Raw genomic sequence first — 21,191 nt, 5'->3', positions numbered from 1 at the left:
AGGCAGGCACGGATTCCCATTATATATATAAGTATAAGGCAAGCGGCGGGATTTGTCAAGCCCCGCCGGTCAAAATTTCCGCTAAACTTGGCTAATGATAGCGAAGAAAACAAAGAGAAAAACCATAAATGCCCCTGCCATGCGGAAGAAGGATTTAGGAAGATTAATAACTTTCTCCAGTTTCAAGAAACCCACCAGAAAATAAGCGGCGATTGCTAGGAGAATCGGGATAACCACGCGCAAGATTGTGCCAAGGGGACCAGAGAAAAACTCACCGATTTTATAGCGGGGTGTATTTTCTTCCGCGTGAGGAGGAATAGTTACACTTGTCCAAGTTTCTCCCCCATCGGTGGAACGAAAAACTGTAGTTTTAGCGCCACCAAAACCGAATAAAGTTTTATCTTGAGCGTAATTAGGAGAAAACTGGACGGAGATACCAGAGGAAGGGATACTATGAATTTTCACTAGGGGTATTTTAGGATCACCAATTGATTTAAAAGTTTCTCCTCCATCGGTAGATTTAAACAAGCCATTTCCCTGTAAACTAACTATTACCGTGCGATCATTAGCATAATCAGGAGAGATAGCAATGGTTTCTACTGATGCCTGCGGATTAAACCCTGGTTTCTCTAATTTTGTCCAACTTTTAGCCCCATCTTTGGTGACAAACAAACCAGAAATTGTCCCAGCAAAAATAGTTCCATCACTGGGATAATTGGGAGACATTGCCAACTGCACATTAGAGGTTTTTGATAGGGGGGTTCCTTGGCTGACATTTTGCCAAGTTAGTCCACCATCAACACTTTGATAAATACCCTCTTTTCCCGTGACAAACAAAGTTTTATCCTTAGCAAAATCAGGGGAAGCTACCATGGCAGGGGCATAATTACCAAAAATTCTGCCCACTTCACTGATATTTTTAACTGTATTTCCTCCATCGGTAGAACGAAATATTCTACCCTGCTGATTGGTGAGAAAAAGAGTTTTATCCTTGGCAAAATCTGGGGAAGGAACTATCCTCGGACCGCGGACTCCTTCATCGATTTCGATAATTTTCCAGAAATCACCACTGTTATCGGATTTGGCAAATTTATTGCGTAAAAACCCCGCAAAAATAGTTCTATCTTCTCCATAGTTAGGAGAAAAGGCAATGTCAAAGAAACGCCGGGGATCTTGTCCTGATTCTTCGGGATCTTTACCAAGTCGATAAACCTCTAAACCGCGATTAATTGGTGTCCAAGTTTCCCCTTTATCCCGACTGATGAAGATATTGCCTACATAATTAGCCATGACGACAGTGGCATCCTCGGCATAATTAGGAGAAACCGCCATGGCGATAACTGTTCCCCGGGCTAAAGTTTCTATTTCCTGCCATTGTTTGCCCCTATCCGTGGTTTTAAATAAGCCATTAAATCCCCCTAAAAACATCGTATCTTGAACTATTTTTAAATCCATAAAATGGGGAACTTTATAATCATCAGCCTGTTGATCTTTGGTTAAACCCTCGCTCATTTTTGTCCAACTTTTGCCCCCATCCTGAGAAACATACATTCCGTCATACCAAGTGATGGCATAAAGGGTGGAGTTTTGGGCATAGTCGGGAGAAATAACGATGTCTTCGATGATTTTATCTTTAATTCCTTCGTTAACGGCTTGAAAGGTTTTACCATCATCAACGGTTTTAAAAATACCTGCTTCTTTTGTACCGACAAAAAAGGTTTTGTCGCTGTCTAGATTAGGAGAAAAAGCAATTGTATCCACTGCCCCCACATTAGCAGGTAAGGGGAGATTCTGCCAAGTTTTCCCCCCATCGGAGGAACTGTATAATTTACCCTGTTCATCCCCGAAAAAAATTCGATCGGGATTGTTGGGAGTAATAGCTAGAGAGGTTATCAGTGCCGTGGTGGGGAAAATATTTGACCAATTTTTACCGCCATCTTCGGTTAAATAAACCCCTTTTTCTAATCCCACTGCCGCTACTATATTGGGATCGGAAGGGGCAATTTCTAGGAAGTTAATAAATTTAGTTTCCAAACCCTGATTAACTTTCTGCCAAGATTCCCCCGCATCTTCACTTTTATAAATACCATCGGATCTTGAAGCTAAATAGAGAATATTTTTATTGAGGGGAGATAGGGATAGGGAACTTAATTCCCCCGTATAATCTAAACCTTGAATTAATCTTGTCCAGTTGCTACCTCCATCCCTAGACTTATAAAAGTTATTTCGCACCAAGATATATACTGTATTATCTGTCTGGAAATCGGGAGAAACTTCCAATTGACTAATTACATCATGGGGACGATGGGCAAAAGCAGCATTACTCCAAAGACAAAAAACTGTAGCGATTATCAATAAAATGAGATTAAACTTGTGGGCGAATCTCAGTAAACTTTTGCGATTAATCATACTTAAACTGCTAATATCGAGGATAAAAATTGACCTAATCTAGCAAAGGGCGATCAAAATTTGACCAAGGGTTCTGTAAGAGTATAGACGAAAATGGCGATTATAACCATTACTAAAATCGGGCTTATTTGCTATCAGCATAGATCAGAACCAATCTCTACACTTTGATTATTGTAGAGACTCATTGCTTTGGCTAATCCTTGTTTGAGAGCAAGTTCGATCGCTTTTCTGGACAAGTCTAACACTTTCAAGATCACTTGGTTTTCTTGGGGGGTGAATCGGCCTAAAACGTGGGAAATTGTCGCTTTTTCGGTTGATTTACCGATTCCTATGCGTAAACGAGCGAAGTTTTCCGTGCCAACGTGGGCAATCATCGATTTAATACCGTTGTGTCCGCCCGCCGATCCCGATAGACGGATTCTCAACCGGCCTAGGGGCAGATCCATATCATCGTAAATGACTAAAATCGACTCTGGAGCTAGTTTATACCAGTCCAGCACCGATCGCACCGATTGCCCGGAGCGATTCATATAGGTTTGGGGTTTCAAGAGACGAATTTTGCCCGGGAGAGGACTGTCACCTTCGGCAATAAAACCTTGAAATCGCTTGTTTTCCTGCCAAGATAGCCCCCAATCCCGCGCTAATGAGTCCACAGCTTCAAAACCGATATTATGACGGGTGCGATCATATTTGGGTTCGGGATTACCCAAACCGATAATTAGCTGAGGAATGATTAAATTAGGGGTTTTATCGGAATTCATAGGGGAAAATCGGGTTTTTAACCATGACCCGACTCTTATTATCCCCGAATTAGCACTCCGAGCGCTGGAACAAAGTTTCTAGATAAACCTTGGCACAGCTATTTTGCTCCTCAAAATTCATCCTTTCGGAGGATTGACAATTAAGTAGAAAAAATGATAGAGCCGCCGTAAACACACCATCTTGATCCCAACCGGGGTGAGTTTCTAGATATTGTTGTAGGGATTGGTGGAGGATTTCGGGGATTTCTGCCAAGATACTGACTGATGTATTCATATCGTTTACCTCTGAATCTGAAGTGGGGAAATCCCTGACTGGTGCAGTGGACAGTAAGGACTATTGTGAGCCAAGTTGGGGGGAGTTGCAATATTACCAGATGTAAAGGAATGCTTTAGAAAAACTTAATATTTACGAGCGAATAAGGGTTAGAGCTAGATTTTATTTACTCAACTTAACAATAACTCAGTATCTATCGATGGGAATTTTGACAATCAAGATTAATTTTTTCTAGAAGCAAGTGCCGATTCTATCGCTGTTGCCTGTGGAAAAGTCTGGGTAAACTGTGGAAAACTTGGGAGTGAGTGGGGAAATACCGGGGAATGTATGGGGGAAAACATTGGGGAAAAATAAGATTTGCAAATTTTAGTCAGTAGTGATGATCAAGACTACTTAGGCACTCTTGCCAGAGTACCTTTTTTAGCTGAATGCTGGCTGCTATGCTTTCACCACCAATACTGAACAGGTAGCTTCTGCCACCACGAGACTACTAACAGAATCTTCGATCACCCGTTGAACTCCCGTTAATCCCCGACTGCCGATCACGATCAAATCGGCATGATAGATATTAGCTAAACGAATAATTTCCTCCGCTGGATCACCAAAGATGACCTCGATTTCACTAGGGGCAGCAATCTGGGATTGATAGCAGCGCAATTGATCTTCAATAATCTCACGGGAGGGGTGAGGGCGATCAACTGGCGATTCATCTCCCTCCTTGCCGAGGATATGGGTGAGGATGAGGCAAGAATTTGCCGTTAGAGAAAGGGAATTCAAGGACTGAAGGACTCGATCCGATAACTCCCCACAATCTAAGGCAACAACGATATTTTTAAACATTTTGACTAAATCCTGCCGCTAAACAAACTTCCAATTAAGATTCCGGAGCAAAAAATCTTTTATTTTGCCATTATCTAAGGATAATAAGCCTAGATAGACAATTTTATAGGTTATTGCGCTCGGTTAAGATTTCGTAACCCGTGGCGGTTACTAAGACAGTATGCTCAAACTGAGCGGAGAGAGCATTATCCATCGTCACCACCGTCCAACGATCGCGCAAAGTTCTGGTATGTTTAGATCCCGCGTTGACAATTGGTTCAATTGCCAGAGTCATCCCGGTGCGGAGTTTGACATTGGGTAACTGATTAGTGCGAAAATTAAATACCGAGGGTTCTTCGTGGAGATTTCTGCCGACTCCATGACCGGTAAAATCTTCTACCACTTGGAAACCGTTAGCTTGAACGTGATCTTCGATCGCTGCTGCGATATCGAGCAGATAATTGCCCGCTTTTACCTGATTTATGCCTTTATATAAAGCTTCTTCCGCCACGCGGATTAATTTTTCGGTTTTTGGAGAGACGGAACCGATAGCGATCGTGATACAGGAATCCCCATGATAACCTTGGTAGTAGGCCCCCGTATCTACCTTTAACACAGAACCAGCTTTGAGGCGTTTTTTCGGGCTAGGGATACCGTGAACGACTTCGTTATCGACGGAGGCACAAATCGAGGCAGGAAAGCCATAATAACCTTTAAAACTAGGGGTAGCACCCATTTCGCGGATACGTTTTTCCGCATAGGCATCCAAATCCGCCGTCGTCATCCCGGGTTGAGCGATCTCGGCAATTTCCTTAAGGACTGTGGCGGCAATTTTACCCGCTTGTCGCATAATCACGATTTCGGCGGCGGATTTAGTCTCGATTCCCCGGCGGCTTTTCTGTACTCGCGGCGAACCTACTTGCTCTGGAGTTTTAGTTTCGGGAAAAAGCAGCTTGGTTAGGATGTTCATGGAGAGTTGGCTGTCGAGTCTTTACTTAACTTAGCATTTTCCCGGCGATCGATGACTGCTCTGGAGAAATCAAAAATCTGACCTTAGGTGAGGAGACAGGAGACTCCGAGACAGGAGACAGGAGATGGGGAGGTAAGGAGACAGGAGATAGGAGACAGGAAATGGGGAGGTAGGGAAATGGGGAGGTGGGGAGATGGGGATAAAAAAGACAAGAGACAACTATCCTAGCCATAAAACCGAAAATTATCGCAAATTTATCTGAGTTTTAAGATATTTTGAGCCGATAGCACCTCGAGAACTTACTTTTGCAGGAGAGCTAAGGGACATTTAGAAAAGCTATAGTAGGGAAAAGGCTATTTTTCCGGCGAGGTGACAATTTATGGCAGTCAAAAAAGAGTTTTCCAGTTTTCAGCAACTGTTGCAAACCACTAATCTCCCCGTGTTAGTGGATTTCTATGCCACTTGGTGCGGTCCTTGTCAAATGATGGCTCCGATTCTAGAACAAACGGGAATGTATTTCAAAAATCGCCTACAAATTGTCAAAATTGATACAGACAAATATCCTAATTTAGCCACTAAGTACGGTATTCAAGCTTTACCGACTTTAGTAGTCTTTAAAAATGGTCAACCGATCGATCGAATCGAGGGAGTGGTGCAGGTTAACCAACTGGTTCAACATTTACAAACTCTGTTGTAAGATAATTTTGAACCAGAACTAGGAGTTAGTGTCATGGCAAAGGCGATTTGGAATGGTGCAGTGGTAGCGGAAAGCGATAACTGCGAAATTGTCGAGGGAAACTACTATTTTCCCCCCGATACCATCAAAGCTGAATATTTCCAACCCAGTAACACCCATACCATTTGTTCTTGGAAAGGAGAGGCTAGTTATTATACTCTCAGGGTAGATGGACAAGACAATAAAGATGCCGCTTGGTATTATCCCGATCCTAAACCAAAAGCCCAAAATATTAAAGGATATATCGCTTTTTGGCGAGGTGTGAAGGTTGAGAAATGATCGCCATCTACCCCGGCAGCTTCGATCCAGTTACACTCGGTCATTTAGATATTATCGAACGCAGTGTGCCACTATTCGAGCGAGTAATCGTGGCAGTTCTCTGCAATCCCAATAAAAACCCCTTATTTACCGTCGAAAAACGCATAGAACAGATCAGTTACTGTACAAAACACCTGAAAAACGTTGAAATAGACAGTTTTTCAGGATTAACGGTTGAATATGCCAGATTGAAAGGCGCTAAGGTGCTGTTGCGGGGGTTGCGGGTTCTCTCGGACTTTGAAAAAGAACTGCAAATGGCACATACCAATAAAACCCTCTGGGAAGGGATCGAAACGGTTTTTTTAGCCACCACTAAAGAATATAGTTTTTTAAGCAGTAGCGTGGTTAAAGAAATCGCTCAATTCGGTGGCTCTGTCACCCATCTAGTCCCGGAAAACGTTTCTAGGGATATTTACTCATACTACAGTTAACATACTAGAATACAGCAATGAGGACGATCTGAACCTATGGCGCGCCGAGAACCTAATGATCGCAGAAAAGCAGTACCTAACACTTCTAATAGTGGGGTTCCCAGTCCACCCGTCGATTTCGATATCTATCAGGATTTGGCGCGTCTGCAAGAGATGATTTTTGATAGTTTCCATATCCCCCTCACCCGTTGGACAATCATCGATGAGGGACAGATAGCCGAACAGATCGATCTCATCTATGAAACCGTGCCACCAGCAGTACAGAAAGCTTTAGCAATTTTGCAGGAAGAACAGGAAATTATCACTAAAGCAGAAGAATACGCTCAACAAGTCCTTCGTTCCGCTCAACAAAGGGCTGCCCAAATTCTCGATGAGTCCGGTATTATTCAACAAGCAGAACGGCAAGCGGCCCAAATTCGTCAACGGGTTCAGCAGGAGTGTGAATCCTTGCAACAACAAACCCTCGATGAAATCGAACAGATGCGTCACAGCACCTTGCAGGAAGTGCAACAGTTACGACAAAAAACCCAAGCTGAATGTCATGAAATTCAAAAAGGCGCTGACGACTATGCCGAAGCGGTTTTAGAACATCTCGATCGAGAATTAGGGGAAATGTTACAAGTTATTCGCAACGGTCGTCAACAGGTAAGATCGAAACCAACATCGTCAAAAAATCTACCCGGAGAACGTCCTTAATCAGTGATCAGTGATCAGTTATCAGATGTAAGTTTTAAGTTAATTAGTTAGTTAGTTATCTTCATCTTTATCCCTGATTACTGTTTACTATTTACCGCTCACTGAAAAGCCATCAACCCCCAATCCCTCACTGATAACTGATAACGGAATTTCATGAATAACCCCTCCTCGAATTTCCATCTATTCGGACGCTTTCTCGGCGGGTTATTCAGCTGGAAAATTTGGTTATTTGTCCAGATATTTCAAGGCAGTAAAAGCTTTTATCGATTCCTGTATCATTATTTATATCGTCGTCCTAAAATCGATCGCATTCTCGGTAGCGATGTCATCTATATTCCTGAGAAAAAACTTTATAGCATTCCCCTCGATGTGCTGAAAATGGAGCGGCAAATAGTTAATAGCAATCACCAGCAGTTGACTTCTGTTACTACTTGGAAAGTTAAAACGATTCATCCCACCATCACCGAAACCGAGATACAATTCCACGATATTACCGTCGATTTACAACAGGTACACCTGATTAAATCAGACCTTAATAACTACGATTATACTAACACTCGCCGCTTGGCTCCTCTGGTGAAAACCTTACTTTTTGAAATTAACCCCAAAATTGCCAGTTTAGTAGAAAAGAAAAATCAATTACATAGACTGCGAAATCTGGCCGCATCTTCCGAAATTTTTCATTCACAAACCCCCTTGTACGATCGAGCAATTAATCAAGTCCAGCTAATTATTGATCAAGCGGAAACTTTGAGACAAGAATGTTTAAAATTTATCCGAGAAACCCTGATCGAACGGGAATTAGTGCAATCCGATATCGATACCAATCTCGTTGATTTGCCCCTCGATTTTGCCAGTCAATATCAACTAATTCAAGAAAAATATCAACTCTGGAAAGAAGAAGTACAAGCTTATTTTGAATTAAAAGATTCTTCTCTACCTAAAAATTAACTATGACTATCAGTATTCAGGAGTCAGGAGCCAGTATTCAGGAGTCAGGAGATTATTTTTATTTATTCTCCCCACTTCATAATTCATAATTCATAATTCATATACTTTTTCAACAGGATTTAGTATTATGTCTAGTTTAACGGCAATTCGTGAACATATTTTTGCTTGGGGAAAACGCACCTATATCATGGGTGTTTTAAACGTTACTCCCGATAGTTTTAGTGATGGGGGAGAATTTGACAATGTTGAAAATGCCCTGCTACAGGCGATGAAAATGATCGAGGCCGGGGCTGATATAATCGATATCGGTGGTCAATCCAGCCGTCCGGGAGCCGAAGAAATTAGCCTAGAAGCAGAATTATCGCGAGTTATCCCCGTAATCACCGCTATTCGACAACAAAGTTCTATTCCTATCTCTCTCGATACTACCCGGGCGATCGTGGCAGCCCAAGGTATCGCCGCCGGGGCCGATTTGATCAATGATATTTCTGGGGGAACCTTCGATCGCCTATTATTGCCCACGGTGGCTAAATTGGCTGTTCCCATCATCCTCATGCACCTGCGGGGCAATCCGCAAACCATGCAATCCCTAACACATTATGATGATTTAGTCAAGGAAATTAAAGAATTTTTACAGGATCGAGTGAAGGAAGCTTTACAGTGGGGTATTGCTAGGGAAAATATTATCATCGATCCGGGGATTGGTTTTGCCAAAACTGGGACACAAAATCTTGAGTTATTGCGAGAATTAGGGCAATTTCGGGATTTAGATTTACCTATTTTAATTGGATTGTCGAGAAAACGCTTTATCGGCGAGATTACAGGCAAAGATGACCCAAAAGAACGAGTTTTCGGAACGGCGGCGGCCTGTGCCATAGCGATCGCTAAGGGGGCCGATATCCTGCGCGTTCATGATGTGGACGCGATCGTAGATGTGAGTAAAGTGGTGGACGCAATCGAGCGAAGTTGAAAATTTTTGCTAGTCTTAGAATCATCCACACTTCGAGCGAAATTAGCGATGAATAGCCAACTAACTAGCGATCACTGTATGTTACCCGTGATTCGATCTCCCCGGGATTATCAAGTTTTTCGCATTAGTGCTGGGGATACGAATCGTTTAGCGATCGTCTTCGATTCTACCGTAGCGGGGGATTCCTTGACCGTTTGTGTGGAAATTTTCGATCCCCACGGTCGCACCCCTACCCATCGTCATCATTTTGCCGTAGAAATGTTTTTTATCCTCAAAGGGGAAGGAATGGCTATCTGTGATGGTAAACCGATTCCCCTGGGGCCGGGGGATAGTTTATTAGTCCGTCCCACGGGTATTCACGAGATTAGAAATGTGGGGGACGGAAGACTTTATGCACTATGTTTTATGGTTCCTAATGAGGATTTTTCGGAATTAATTCGTAATGGTATCCCAGAGGAGTTAGACGCAGAAGATTTAGAGGTGTTGATGGGAACTATTAAAGGATAATCAAGCAATACCATCCCTTAAATTTTGGGCTTTTTTTCTAGAAAGAGGGCGATAAAAAAGGTAAAGGTTCCTCCCAGAAGTCCGAAGATTAGCCAATTTAATCTTGGATAGCCTTTATTGATAGCGATGACTGTAGCAAGGCCACCGATGAGACAATGCCAGAAAAAAAGCAATAAGAATAAATCCAAGATCGGGGAAATATCACCAATTAGTTTCATATTTTATCAGTAGAGCGATCGAGTTAATTGTTTAGATAGCAAATCTCTAGAAGTTTTCCAATGACCGAATCCCTGACCAGATTTTATGTTTATTAACCTTTATAAGTATTTATCTTATTTTTTTGTCCAAGGCCATTTTGTTCCCATCTCGGTTAAAGCTGAAAAAACTAGATAGAGAATAAGAAGGGCAACACAAAAGAGAAAAGTCAATAAGTCGTTATTCATCGAGTTATCCCTGATAGGTTAAAGGTCACTGATTCGCTACTATTCATTTTCCCACTACTTAGCAATTGCTGCTTTTCTAGACTGTTTAAACAGGATTGATTATTGTTGCTGTTGTGCCAAATAGTTAAGCACTGTTTCCAGAGTCAAGTCTAAGCGTTCCGAGATTTGTTGCGGGGTTAAACCGAGGTCTTGCAGTAGAGGAATTGTTTTCAATTTTTGCAAGTTTATTCCCCGTTCAATTCCCTGTTCAATTCCCTGTTCAATTCCCTGTTCAATTCCCTGTTCAATTCCCTGTTCAATTCCATCTCCAAAAGCTTCTTGATAGAAACGAGTTTGTTTTAGGTCTTGTAGTTCCAACATAGCTTCAATTTCCTCTCGACTTTTTTGGGGTAATTTATAAATGATTATCGTTTCGATTAAATCAATGACATTTTTCTGCACTAAGCGATCGCTCACTTCTCTTTGAGCCTGTTTAATTAAAATCTTAGCAGAATTAACAGCTTGACTCTCACTTTCCGTGACCAATTTGATCATGGCGATCGCTAAGGAAGGAGTCTCGTCATTTGCCAATTGATCCAGATAGATTCTTTTAATCCTTGACAAGGATAACAAGTCTTCAAATTGCTGGGGATGTTCTCGCTCAATTTCTCGACTGGGATAAATAACAACTATCTGCCACGGTGATAAAGGTTTATACTGTCTAAGATATAAGAAAAGTTCCGAAAATAATCGATAATATAGGTCTTCATCCTTTTGAAACTGAACTTCTACCAGATAAAAGGGCGAATTTTCTAGATTATCGAGCGGCAAAAATAAACCATCCAATCGAAAAGCTAGTTGTTTAACTTCTTGGGAAGTAAATCGATAATTGCTAACTATAGCATCGGGTCGATCGATTAATTCAAAGAACGAATCGGGAAAATCGAGAAACATTCGATAAAATATGCTGTCAGTTTTCATGCTGTCACAAAATGACCTGTAATTTCCGCTTAATCCGCCAACAAAAGAGAACTAACCTATGATCATCCCATCGTTTCTGCAACCCGGTGCTAAAGTTTCTCTGGTGGCCACCAGTGGCGCGGTCAAGGAATTAGCCGCCCTCGAAAAAAGCGTAGAAATCTGGCGATCGAGGGGTTATCAAGTGGAATTTAGCGATAATTGGGCTAATCGTCTCGGTTATCTCGCCGGTAGCGACGAGCAACGTCGTCAAGCTTTAGCCCAAGCATGGCAAGATCCCGATTGTCAAGCAATTCTCTGCGCTAGGGGGGGTTACGGTAGCGCTCGCCTCTTAGAAAATTGGACATGGGCAAAAACTAACCCGAAATGGTTAATCGGTTTTTCCGACGTGACGGGGATTTTATGGAGTTTAGCGAAACAGGGCATTTGTAGCGTTCACGGGGCAGTTTTAACCACCTTAGCCCAAGAAAGTCCCCAATCAATTGATCGCCTCTTTTCTCTTCTGGAAGGTCGTCCTTTAGCCCCTCTTATCGGTCAAGGTTGGGGTGGGGGCAAAGTGCGGGGACGCTTATTACCAGCTAATTTAACCGTAGCCACCCATCTCCTCGGAACCTCGGTTCAACCCACCCTAGAGGGGGTAATTTTAGCCCTAGAGGACGTAACCGAGGCCCCCTACCGGATCGATCGAATGTTAACTCAGTGGCGAATGCTGGGCATTTTCTCCCAAATTAAAGGCATTGCTCTCGGTCGTTTTAGCCGTTGTCTGGCAGCCCCCAGTAGTGATAGTCAAACCGTAGAGGAAGTCTTAAAAGAGCGTTTGGGCGATTTAGGCATTGCGGTTATTGCTGAGTTACCTTTCGGGCATGATGGCGATAATGCCGCTTTACCGGTGGGAACAATGGTAGAACTGGACGGGGATCGGGGAATCTTAGAATTTTTCTATCCCCAATGATCCACTTTTTTGATAGTATCTTAGAGAAGTGTTAACAAATGTAACAAAAAATTAATTATAGATGAAAGTATTAGTTGTCGGTGCGACAGGAACCCTAGGGCGACAGATCGTGCGTCATGCCATCGATCAGGGACATCAAGTGCGTTGTTTGGTACGCAGTCAGAGAAAAGCGGCTTTTTTGAAGGAATGGGGCGCAGAATTAGTCGGGGGAACCCTACGGGATAAGATTACCATTATTGCCGCTTTAGAGGGAATGGACGCGGTGATCGATGCCGCTACTGCCCGGGCGACGGACTCAGCCAGCATTAAACAGGTGGATTGGGATGGTAAAGTTAATCTGATTCAAGCGGCCAAAACTGCGGGAGTCGATCGCTTTATTTTCTTCTCGATTCTCAATGCCGAAAAATATCCCAACGTGCCTTTAATGGAGATAAAACGCTGTACCGAGAAATTTCTAGCAGAATCGGGTTTAAAATATACAATTCTGCGTCCCTGTGGCTTTATGCAGGGTTTAATCGGTCAATACGCCATCCCGATGTTAGATAATCAAACGGTCTGGATCACGGGGGAAAGTACGGCGATCGCCTACATGGACACCCAAGATATCGCTAAATTCGCCGTTCGCGCCCTAGAAGTCCCCGAAACCGTCGGTCAATCCTATCCCGTGGTGGGCAGCAAAGCTTGGAAAGCTGAAGAAATTATCGAAGTTTGCGAACGCTTATCGGGTAAAGAGGGGAAAATTTGGCGTTTACCCATGGGATTACTGCGTTTTATGCGGGGAATAAGCCATTGTTTCCAATGGACCTATAATATATCTGACCGACTAGCTTTTGCGGAAGTTCTCGCTAGTGGTCAAGCTCTTGATGCCCCCATGGCAGAAGTTTATCAAGTATTTGGCCTTGATCCGAGTCAAACAACTACTTTAGAATCCTATTTACAAGAATACTTTAGCCGCATTCTCAAGAAGCTCAAGGAAATCGACTTCGAGAAACAAAAAGCTCAGAAGAAGAAGAAAACTCCTTTCAAAAAGAAAGCGTGATTCAGCAGTAGGAAAATTTGTCAATGCCCAAAATCGGCATTATTTACAACGATATTAAGCCTATCGCTTGTAAAACAGCCCATCAGATACAAGATCAGCTACTTTCCCGAGGTTGGCAGGTGTTTATGGCTACCGGAAGCGGTGGCCTGCTAGGCCATTCTAAACCCTCTCGTCCGGTTTGTTTTACCCCGATCGATCAGTTAGTCCCCCCCCACTTCGATCAGGATTTAAGTTTTGCGATCGTGTTGGGGGGCGATGGTACAGTCCTATCGGCGGCCCGGCAGTTGGCCACCCTCAATTTGCCCCTGTTAACGGTCAATACGGGACACATGGGCTTTTTGACCGAAATTTACCTAAATCAGCTTGAACCCGCCTTAGAACTGGTTCTAGAGGGGAATTACACCATCGAAAATCGCTCGATGATCACGGTGCGACTATTTCGCGAAGATACCCTCCTCTGGGAGGCACTTTCTCTCAATGAGGTGGTCGTCCACCGCGAACCCCTCACCAGTATGTGTCATTTTGAGATTCAAATTGGTGAACACGCGCCCGTCGATATCGCTGCCGATGGGGTGATTCTCTCCACTCCTACCGGTTCTACTGCCTATGCTCTCAGCGCCGGTGGCCCGGTAATAACTCCCGATGTGCCGGTATTACAATTAGCCCCCATTTGTCCCCATTCTTTAGCTTCCAGGTCTTTGGTATTTTCTGACAAGGAAACTGTGAATATTTTCCCAGCAACTGCTAATCGGATGGTGATGGTAGTGGACGGTAATGGCGGTTCTTATATCTTGCCAGAAGATCGAATTAATGTGCAGAAATCCCCCTACAATGTTCATTTTATTCGCCTGCAATCGACGGAATTCTTCCGCATCCTCCGGGAAAAATTGGGTTGGGGTTTACCTCATATTGCTAAACCAACTTCGGTGGAATTACCTTAATCAGTTATCAGTTATCAGTTATCAGATGTGAGCTTTCAGTTCACTGATTACTGGTTACTGTTTACTGATAGCTGAATTTATGCTCTCTTTTCGTGCCAAAATAGCTTTTTATTTAGAGGATGTCACCACGGCGATCGGACTGACGGTAAATCTGCTTATCTTGGCATTAATTTTACTATCTTTGGGGATTTATGTGGCTCAAACCTATCCCTTATCCGCCACTTGGCAAATGTGGTTACGTCAGCTTGATTGGGGAATTTTAAGCTTATTTTTCCTAGAGTATTTAATTCGGTTTTGGTGTGCGGAATCAAAACTAGGCTTTGTTTTTAATATTTTTTCCATCCTAGATTTATTGTCAATTCTGCCCCTATTTTTTGGATTTTTTGATATTAGGTTCTTTAGAATTTTTCGCTGGTTTAGAATTTTGCGAGTGATTCGTTTTTTTGGTTCCGATCTCTCTATTTTTCGGATTAAAACTTCCGATCAGATAGTATTTACTCGCATATTACTAACTCTATTCTCGATTATTTTTGTCTATGCTGGTTTAATTTATCAGATCGAACACCCGATTAATCCTCAAGTCTATCGGACATTTTTTGATGCTTTTTACTTCGCCGTTGTCACTATGACTACCGTGGGATTTGGGGATGTGACTCCCCTTTCTGATGGGGGCAAAATGGTGACAGTTTTAATGATTTTAACGGGAGTTTTGTTAATTCCCTTGCAAATTAGCACTCTGACTAAACAACTATTAAAATCTGGCACTCAAATTGATTATCCTTGTCCAGATTGTGGTTTCCCCCGTCACGATATAGATGCCAATTTTTGTAAAAACTGTGGGGCAAAACTCTTAAAAAAACCTGATTGAGACTAATTCTGGCGAAATTCAGGAGCCGGTCGTCAGGAGATTATTTTTATTTATTCTCCCCACTTCCCCACCCCCAACCCATCTAAATGTTAAGTTAAGTATCGAAGAGCGGCCGTTTCATCACCCAGTAGTAATATAATCACTGAGTTATCAACTTTGATCCTTGAGTATGACTGCATTCACCACAACCCCCACCCTTGCCAATTTGCCCGCCAGTGACAGCCGTAGCCGCGTCAGTGAATTTATGAAATCCCTACAGGATGAAATTTGTCAGGGATTAGAAGAAGTGGATGGACAAGCAAAATTTATCGAAGATAGTTGGCAACGGCCCGAAGGTGGCGGCGGACGTTCGCGAGTTTTGCGGGAAGGGGCAATTTTTGAACAAGCAGGGGTGAATTTTTCGGAAGTTTGGGGGAAAGAATTACCTCCTAGCATTGCCAAACAACGGCCCGAGGCTGCCGGTCATCAATTTTATGCCACGGGAACCTCGATGGTCTTGCATCCTCACAATCCTTATATTCCCACGGTTCACCTCAATTATCGCTATTTTGAAGCAGGTCCGGTTTGGTGGTTTGGCGGTGGCGCTGATTTAACTCCCTACTATGCTTTTGAAGAAGATGCTAGTCATTTTCACCGCACTTTTAAACAGGTTTGCGACCAACATCATCCCGAATATTATCCCGTTTTTAAACGCTGGTGTGATGAATATTTTTATCTCAATCATCGTCAGGAAGCCAGAGGCATCGGCGGGATTTTCTTTGATTACCAAGACGGTTTAGACCCTCTCTATCGGGGTCCTTTTGCCGAAAGTGATGCCGCTATCTATTCAGAAAAATTATCTCCCCAACAACCGCGCAACTGGGAAGAAATTTTTAGTTTCATTAATGACTGTGGCCGGGCTTTTCTACCCGCTTATGTTCCCATTGTCCAGAAACGGCGCTCGACGGAATACGGTGACAGAGAACGTCAGTTTCAACTCTATCGTCGCGGTCGTTATGTAGAATTTAATTTAGTTTATGATCGTGGCACAATTTTTGGGCTGCAAACTAACGGTCGTACCGAGTCGATTTTGATGTCTTTACCTCCTTTAGTCCGTTGGGAATACTGTTATCAACCTGCACCAAACACCCCAGAAGCAAAACTCTATGATGTCTTCCTAAAACCCCAAGATTGGGTTAATTGGCAAGGTTAAATCAGTTATCAGTTATCAGTTATCAGTTATCAGTTATCAGTTATCAGTTATCAGTTATCAGTTACCAGTTATCAGTTACCAGTTATCAGTTATCAGTTATCAGTTCACTGTTCACTGTTCACTGAAAATACTTCCCACACCCTTGTCAAGTAAATAAATCTAAAAATTTTGGCTAATTTTTGGACACCTCTCCATACTCGTCTGGAAACCACAGTCAAAAAGGGACAATTACTACCTAAAAATGCGTCTCTATTAGTGGCATTGTCGGCAGGTCAGGATTCCCTCTGTTTAGGGCAATTATTGCTGGATTTGCGCCCTCGTTGGGGTTGGCAACTAGCGATCGCTCATTGTGATCACCGTTGGTCCTCCGACCGAGGATTAGTCACTCATGTGCGGGAAATCGCCGAAATTTGGCAATTACCTGTTTATATTACCACCGCACCCCCCATGGCGGAAACGGAAGCCAAGGCCCGACAATGGCGTTATCAAGCTTTACAAACAATCGCCCAAGAACAGGGTTTTAATTATCTTCTCACGGCACACACGAGGAGCGATCGAGCGGAAACTTTTCTTTATAATCTCACGCGCGGGGCGGGTAGTGATGGACTTTCTGCCTTAACTTGGTTGACAAGTTTAACCCCAGATATTTTTTTAGTCCGTCCCCTCTTAAATGTCACTCGCGGGGAAACTTTCGCTTTTTGTCAAAGTCGAGAATTACCGATCTGGTACGATCGAGCTAATGAGAATTTACGCTATGCTCGCAATCGCATCCGTCAGGAATTATTACCCTACCTGCAAACTAATTTAAATCCCCAAATCGAAAAACATCTCGCCCAAACTGCCGAAATTTTGGAAGCAGAAAGCGATTATTTAGATAGTATTGCCCGGGATATTTTTCGCCAGGTTATCGATCTAGATCAACAAAGACTCGATCGCTCCCCTTTACAAATTCTACCTCTAGCGATACAAAGACGAGTGATTCGTTTATTTTTGGCTCAATATTTACCCTCATCCCCTAATTTTGCCGAAGTTGAGTCAGTGGTTAATCTCATTACTGGTGTTAATCGCGATGCCACTTCTTCCTTAACTGGCAAAATTCGGGTAGAAGTACAACAAAATTGGCTATATATCAGTGATCAGTGATCAGTGATCAGATTACAGTTTTAAGTGGACAGTGTTAGGTGAAAACTTCGCTACTTTCTTTTCACTGATTAAGTGGGTGGGTGGAATTAAATATAAGATGAACGTAGGTTGGGTTGAAGCATGAAACCCAACACCCGCTCATGTTACGCTACCGCTAACCCATCCTACAAATAATTGTGCCTCCCTACTTACTGCTTACTGTTTACTGTTCACTGAAAAACCCCATCTCCCCATTCTAGTTATCTCTAGCTAACTTTTACAGCAATTGGTTTAAGAAGAAACTATAATTAGTAATACAATTAAACTAAAAATAAAATTGGCGGGGCATAATGAGCGAAACTAAAGTAATTAATCGAGAAAATTTACTGGTCAATCTCCGGCAACAACTGCGAGCCGGACAACAGGAATTAGCCGATTGGCAAGGGGGAAAAATGGCCATTTCTGCGGTGCCGGGGGCAGGAAAATCCCACAGTTTGGCCGTAGCTGCCGCCATGGTTATTGCTCGTGAGCAACTTCATGCTAAAAAACAGTTAATTATTGTCACCTACACGCGATCAGCTGCCGCTAGTATTAAAGCTAAAATTAAACAACGCTTGCAAGATTTACAACTTTCGTCCCAAGGTTTCAGCGTCCAAACTCTGCACGGACTGGCCCTACAATTGGCCCGTCGTTACCCGGAATTATCGGGATTAGACCTCGAATCTTCTACCTTAGTTATTCCGACTCCTAGCCACAGAATTATTAGAAACTCGGTGGAAAAATGGCTAATTGCCGACCCAATTCGTTATCAAAAGTTATTAGAAGGAGTGGAATTTGATGGGGAAGAAACCGAAAGATTACGCCGTCAATCGGTGCTGAGAACCGAAATTTTACCTAGTCTTGCCTATACGGCCATTCATGAGCTAAAAAGTTCGGGATTATCACCGCAGCAAGTTTGGGAATTAAGCCACTACACCGACGATAATTATCAAATTCTCGCTATTGCTAGTGGTTTGTACCAACAGTATGAAATCCTGATGCGTCAGAAAAACTATATAGATTATGATGACATGATTTTAGGAGCCTTGCGAGTATTAGAGGAAGAAAAAATTCGCCGACAATGGCAAAAATCTGTCTTTGGAGTCTTTGAAGATGAGGCACAGGATTCTAGTCCTCTTCAAGAAAAACTAATTACTATTTTAGCAAAAAATAATGACGGAGAAATACCTAATTTAATTCGCGTCGGCGATCCCAATCAAGCCATTAATTCTACCTTTACCCCCGCCGATCCTGTTTACTTTAATTGGTTTTGTGAAAGTTGTCAAAGCGAAGGCAATTTATCCACTATGAACCAAGCAGGTCGCAGCAATACTAAAATTATTGAAGCTGCTAATTTAGTTTTACAATGGGTCGATCGAGATTGGAAACAGGGGAAAGATAATCATAAAGTTACCGAGGCTCCTTTTCGGGTTCAAGCGATTCTTCCCGTCAGCGCCGAAGATCCCCAACCTAATCCAGTTAAGGAGGGAAAAGGATTAGAAATTTATCAACCCGATGACATTTATCAAACAGTAGAGTTAATTGAAAAACGTCTAGTTAAATTACTCCAAGAAAACCCTCAACATAATGCGGCTATCCTCGTTAGAGAAAATCGACAGGGACACTTTTTTGCTCAAAAATTTGCCCATTTTTATAAAAGTTATCAAATCAGAATTTTTGAAGCTAATGAGATCGATCGCTTTTCCCAAATTCCCGCCGAAATGCTGAAACTATTGGCTTTTGTCGAACGTCCCCACTCTCCCGATTATCTCAAAGCGGCCTTAGAAGTGCTACAATTTAGGGGTTTAATTACTGCCCAAGACTTAAATCCTTTAGTTACCTATCCCGAACAATTTCTTTATCCCACTCCCCTCGATCCCGAACTGAAATCTAACGAAAAAATCGCCCGTCGTTATTGCTGCAGTTTACTAAAAGCTAGATTAGAATTACCCCATTATCAACTCCTGTCTTTTTTCGCTATGACTCTCCAATATTCGGGGTCAGAATTAGCTACTTTGCAAAAATTAACCGCCCGTATTTATCAGGAAACTGCTGGTAATAGTTCTCTAAAAAATACAATTAATACTCTTAATGAAATTATCGCCTCTGAGCGCTTTGAAGGAGTGGAAGAAGATAACGACGATTGTTATACTCGTCCCGGACAACTGACGATTATTACTATGCACAAAGCCAAGGGTTTAGACTGGGATTATGTTTTTATTCCCTTTCTTCACGAAGATATTATTCCTGGCAAACCTTGGGTTCCCAATGGGGCAAAATTTTTGGCAGATTTTACCCTCGCAGAAGTGGCCCGGGCGCAAATTCGAGCAGCGGTTCATCAACGCTATTTAAACCCCGACAGCATACCAATTATTCCCCCACCTTTAAGCGCTTGGTTAGAAGCTGGACAACTTAAAAAAGCTGAAGAATACCGACTTTTGTATGTAGCGATGACGCGAGCAAAAAGACTTTTATGGATGTCGAGTGAAAAAAAAGCTCCCTTCCGTTGGAACACTTTTCGCGGGGATGAAAGTAGTCAATTACAGGATAAAAATCCCTGTCCTGTCTTTCCTGTTTTAATCAATGCTTTCCCCGATTCTTTCTGTGTTTAACTGTTGCTGCAGCGTCCGCGGATAAAGAATTAGGAAGAAAAACCACCAAAGGAGTATGGGAATAGATAGGAGTAGAGTTAACCAGAGACGCTGAGTTAAAAACCAACACCCGGCAATCAGGGTAATTCCTGTCAACAAAATCGACCAAGGTTGACACCAACGGGGTTTGTGGTCCCAAACGCTACTAGATTTCGAGTTAGACATTGGTTAAGGGGCGGTAATTTACTAACTTGATTTTATCGTACCTGACTATTCAGATCACTGCTATAATTTTGGGTAATTCTAAGTAGGTGGGTGGAATTAAATATAAAATGAACGTAGGTTGGGTTGAAGCATGAAACCCAACGCCCGCATGGGTTACGCTACCGCTAACCCATCCTACAAATAATTGTGCCTACCTACTTATTAATAGAGTTTCTTATCTCTAGACAAACTAAGCTAAATTTTCCTATGATTGATGTCTTTTATCCGATTCCCAAGCTGTTAGATACTATTCTGACGGAGATTTATGCCGAAAATCGCCGTAAACATGAAGAAAGAATGGCCGAATTGCAAATAATCTCTAATTCGTCCCTTCGCGATGCCTACGCCCAACAGCTATTATTAGATCGATTTCTTGCTCCCGTGGAAAATGCTCAACATAGCATTCAAAATGCCGCTAAACACGCTCAGTAGGGAGGCACAATCATTTGTAGGATGGGTTAGCGGTAGCGTAACCCATCGGGGCGTTGGGTTTCATGCTTCAACCCAACCTACGTTCATCTTATATTTAATTCCACCCACCTACTTAGTATTCAAAATGCCGCTAAACACGCTCAGTACATGGCAGAAGTAGTTAATTATTATCATCGTGACCATGGCTGTAGTCAAGAGCAAGCTCAAGAAATATCCCGTCAATTTCGGGCTTTAGCGGTTAAAATTTCTCAAATTGACTCTCTTTACGATTTAAAAATCATTTATCAAGTGGTTACTGTTTTCACCCAGCAATTATCAAGATTTAAACACCGAGAAAGAAATTATTCTTGGGAAAGGGAAATCAGAAAGGGTATTTTAAATCCCTTAAATACCTGCATTGCTGTGGAAAAAAATTTTCAAAGACGGGTAGCTTTCATGACTGGTGAACCCGCATCAGCTAAGGTAATGGGATTATTAGAGTCAGAATAGACAAACTGACTCTAGGGACA

Annotated in this window: 24 protein-coding genes; 16 read left to right on the top strand and 8 right to left on the bottom strand. The window is 42.5% G+C overall.

Features of this window, described 5'->3' with window-relative positions; all coding sequences use genetic code 11:
* Positions 1-81: 81 nt before the first annotated feature.
* From IM456_RS06900 to map, 5 genes are all read right to left on the bottom strand, one after another.
* Positions 82-2,409: a WD40/YVTN/BNR-like repeat-containing protein gene (locus IM456_RS06900; protein ID WP_287691387.1), complete on the bottom strand. Its 2,328-nt coding sequence runs from the start codon at positions 2,407-2,409 to the stop codon at positions 82-84.
* 134 nt (positions 2,410-2,543) lie between these two features.
* Positions 2,544-3,170 carry an aminoacyl-tRNA hydrolase gene (gene pth / locus IM456_RS06895; RefSeq protein ID WP_287691388.1) on the bottom strand — a complete coding sequence of 209 codons (627 nt, stop codon included), beginning with the start codon at positions 3,168-3,170 and terminating at the stop codon, positions 2,544-2,546.
* Positions 3,171-3,219: 49 nt separating this feature from the next.
* A complete protein-coding gene (locus IM456_RS06890; RefSeq protein WP_002800048.1) occupies positions 3,220-3,444 on the bottom strand; it encodes a DUF2811 domain-containing protein in 225 nt (74 codons plus the stop codon).
* A 438-nt stretch (positions 3,445-3,882) separates the two neighbouring features.
* Entirely contained in the window at positions 3,883-4,284 is a 402-nt protein-coding gene (locus IM456_RS06885; RefSeq protein WP_004163121.1) for a universal stress protein, read from the bottom strand.
* Between the two features lie 103 nt (positions 4,285-4,387).
* Positions 4,388-5,233, bottom strand: a complete 846-nt coding sequence (gene map, locus IM456_RS06880; RefSeq protein WP_172970463.1) for a type I methionyl aminopeptidase — start codon at positions 5,231-5,233, stop codon at positions 4,388-4,390.
* Positions 5,234-5,612: 379 nt separating this feature from the next.
* On the opposite strand from map, the gene trxA reads away from it, so the two are divergent.
* The 7 genes from trxA (at position 5,613) to IM456_RS06845 (ending at position 9,842) form a co-directional block, all read left to right on the top strand.
* The gene (gene trxA / locus IM456_RS06875; protein WP_045360722.1) at positions 5,613-5,930 is read left to right on the top strand and encodes a thioredoxin; all 318 of its coding nucleotides are present in this window, start codon (positions 5,613-5,615) and stop codon (positions 5,928-5,930) included.
* Between the two features lie 33 nt (positions 5,931-5,963).
* Complete coding sequence (locus IM456_RS06870; protein ID WP_002743550.1) at positions 5,964-6,248, top strand: DUF427 domain-containing protein; 285 nt, start codon at positions 5,964-5,966, stop codon at positions 6,246-6,248.
* A complete protein-coding gene (gene coaD / locus IM456_RS06865) occupies positions 6,245-6,718 on the top strand; it encodes a pantetheine-phosphate adenylyltransferase (RefSeq protein WP_149985338.1) in 474 nt (157 codons plus the stop codon). Before IM456_RS06870 ends, coaD begins: the two co-directional genes overlap by 4 nt.
* A 36-nt stretch (positions 6,719-6,754) precedes the next feature.
* Positions 6,755-7,414: an ATP synthase subunit B family protein gene (locus tag IM456_RS06860; RefSeq protein WP_004163116.1), complete on the top strand. Its 660-nt coding sequence runs from the start codon at positions 6,755-6,757 to the stop codon at positions 7,412-7,414.
* Positions 7,415-7,567: 153 nt separating this feature from the next.
* Entirely contained in the window at positions 7,568-8,365 is a 798-nt protein-coding gene (locus tag IM456_RS06855; protein WP_287691391.1) for a hypothetical protein, read from the top strand.
* Positions 8,366-8,492: 127 nt separating this feature from the next.
* On the top strand, positions 8,493-9,335 hold the full coding sequence (folP, locus tag IM456_RS06850) for a dihydropteroate synthase (RefSeq protein ID WP_149985340.1): 843 nt from the start codon (positions 8,493-8,495) through the stop codon (positions 9,333-9,335).
* A gap of 48 nt (positions 9,336-9,383) precedes the next feature.
* Positions 9,384-9,842 carry a cupin domain-containing protein gene (locus IM456_RS06845; RefSeq protein ID WP_002758047.1) on the top strand — a complete coding sequence of 153 codons (459 nt, stop codon included), beginning with the start codon at positions 9,384-9,386 and terminating at the stop codon, positions 9,840-9,842.
* Positions 9,843-9,859: 17 nt separating this feature from the next.
* On the opposite strand, the gene IM456_RS06840 is transcribed toward IM456_RS06845, so the two are convergent.
* Complete coding sequence (locus tag IM456_RS06840) at positions 9,860-10,060, bottom strand: hypothetical protein (RefSeq protein WP_287691393.1); 201 nt, start codon at positions 10,058-10,060, stop codon at positions 9,860-9,862.
* A 324-nt stretch (positions 10,061-10,384) separates the two neighbouring features.
* Entirely contained in the window at positions 10,385-11,245 is an 861-nt protein-coding gene (locus tag IM456_RS06835) for an Rpn family recombination-promoting nuclease/putative transposase (protein WP_149985342.1), read from the bottom strand.
* Positions 11,246-11,303: 58 nt separating this feature from the next.
* On the opposite strand from IM456_RS06835, the gene IM456_RS06830 reads away from it, so the two are divergent.
* The 7 genes from IM456_RS06830 to IM456_RS06800 all read left to right on the top strand — a co-directional run bounded on the left by IM456_RS06830 (position 11,304) and on the right by IM456_RS06800 (position 20,007).
* Positions 11,304-12,194, top strand: coding sequence for a S66 peptidase family protein (locus IM456_RS06830; RefSeq protein WP_287691395.1), 891 nt, complete (start codon positions 11,304-11,306; stop codon positions 12,192-12,194).
* 61 nt (positions 12,195-12,255) lie between these two features.
* Positions 12,256-13,233 carry an SDR family oxidoreductase gene (locus IM456_RS06825; protein WP_287691396.1) on the top strand — a complete coding sequence of 326 codons (978 nt, stop codon included), beginning with the start codon at positions 12,256-12,258 and terminating at the stop codon, positions 13,231-13,233.
* A gap of 23 nt (positions 13,234-13,256) precedes the next feature.
* On the top strand, positions 13,257-14,174 hold the full coding sequence (locus IM456_RS06820; RefSeq protein WP_002762972.1) for an NAD(+) kinase: 918 nt from the start codon (positions 13,257-13,259) through the stop codon (positions 14,172-14,174).
* A gap of 79 nt (positions 14,175-14,253) precedes the next feature.
* Positions 14,254-15,042, top strand: a complete 789-nt coding sequence (locus IM456_RS06815; protein ID WP_287691397.1) for an ion transporter — start codon at positions 14,254-14,256, stop codon at positions 15,040-15,042.
* A 169-nt stretch (positions 15,043-15,211) separates the two neighbouring features.
* Positions 15,212-16,234, top strand: coding sequence for an oxygen-dependent coproporphyrinogen oxidase (gene hemF / locus IM456_RS06810; protein WP_002762975.1), 1,023 nt, complete (start codon positions 15,212-15,214; stop codon positions 16,232-16,234).
* Positions 16,235-16,402: 168 nt separating this feature from the next.
* On the top strand, positions 16,403-17,377 hold the full coding sequence (tilS, locus tag IM456_RS06805) for a tRNA lysidine(34) synthetase TilS (protein WP_287691398.1): 975 nt from the start codon (positions 16,403-16,405) through the stop codon (positions 17,375-17,377).
* A 329-nt stretch (positions 17,378-17,706) separates the two neighbouring features.
* Positions 17,707-20,007: an ATP-dependent helicase gene (locus IM456_RS06800; protein WP_287691399.1), complete on the top strand. Its 2,301-nt coding sequence runs from the start codon at positions 17,707-17,709 to the stop codon at positions 20,005-20,007.
* Here IM456_RS06800 and IM456_RS06795 read toward each other — a convergent pair.
* Positions 19,972-20,211: a DUF6737 family protein gene (locus tag IM456_RS06795; RefSeq protein WP_287691401.1), complete on the bottom strand. Its 240-nt coding sequence runs from the start codon at positions 20,209-20,211 to the stop codon at positions 19,972-19,974. The genes IM456_RS06800 and IM456_RS06795 overlap by 36 nt on opposite strands.
* Positions 20,212-20,457: 246 nt before the next feature.
* Between IM456_RS06795 and IM456_RS06790 the strand changes: the two genes are divergently transcribed.
* Both IM456_RS06790 and IM456_RS06785 read left to right on the top strand, forming a co-directional pair.
* The gene (locus IM456_RS06790) at positions 20,458-20,682 is read left to right on the top strand and encodes a hypothetical protein (protein ID WP_287691403.1); all 225 of its coding nucleotides are present in this window, start codon (positions 20,458-20,460) and stop codon (positions 20,680-20,682) included.
* 147 nt (positions 20,683-20,829) lie between these two features.
* The gene (locus tag IM456_RS06785; RefSeq protein WP_287691405.1) at positions 20,830-21,171 is read left to right on the top strand and encodes a hypothetical protein; all 342 of its coding nucleotides are present in this window, start codon (positions 20,830-20,832) and stop codon (positions 21,169-21,171) included.
* The last annotated feature ends 20 nt before the right edge of the window (positions 21,172-21,191 follow it).

Source organism: Microcystis sp. M079S1, assembly GCF_020246425.1.
In the GTDB taxonomy this organism is placed as follows: Bacteria; Cyanobacteriota; Cyanobacteriia; order Cyanobacteriales; family Microcystaceae; genus Microcystis; species Microcystis aeruginosa.
Note: the sequence above shows the minus strand (reverse complement) of the source record. Positions and strands in the feature narration are given on the sequence as shown.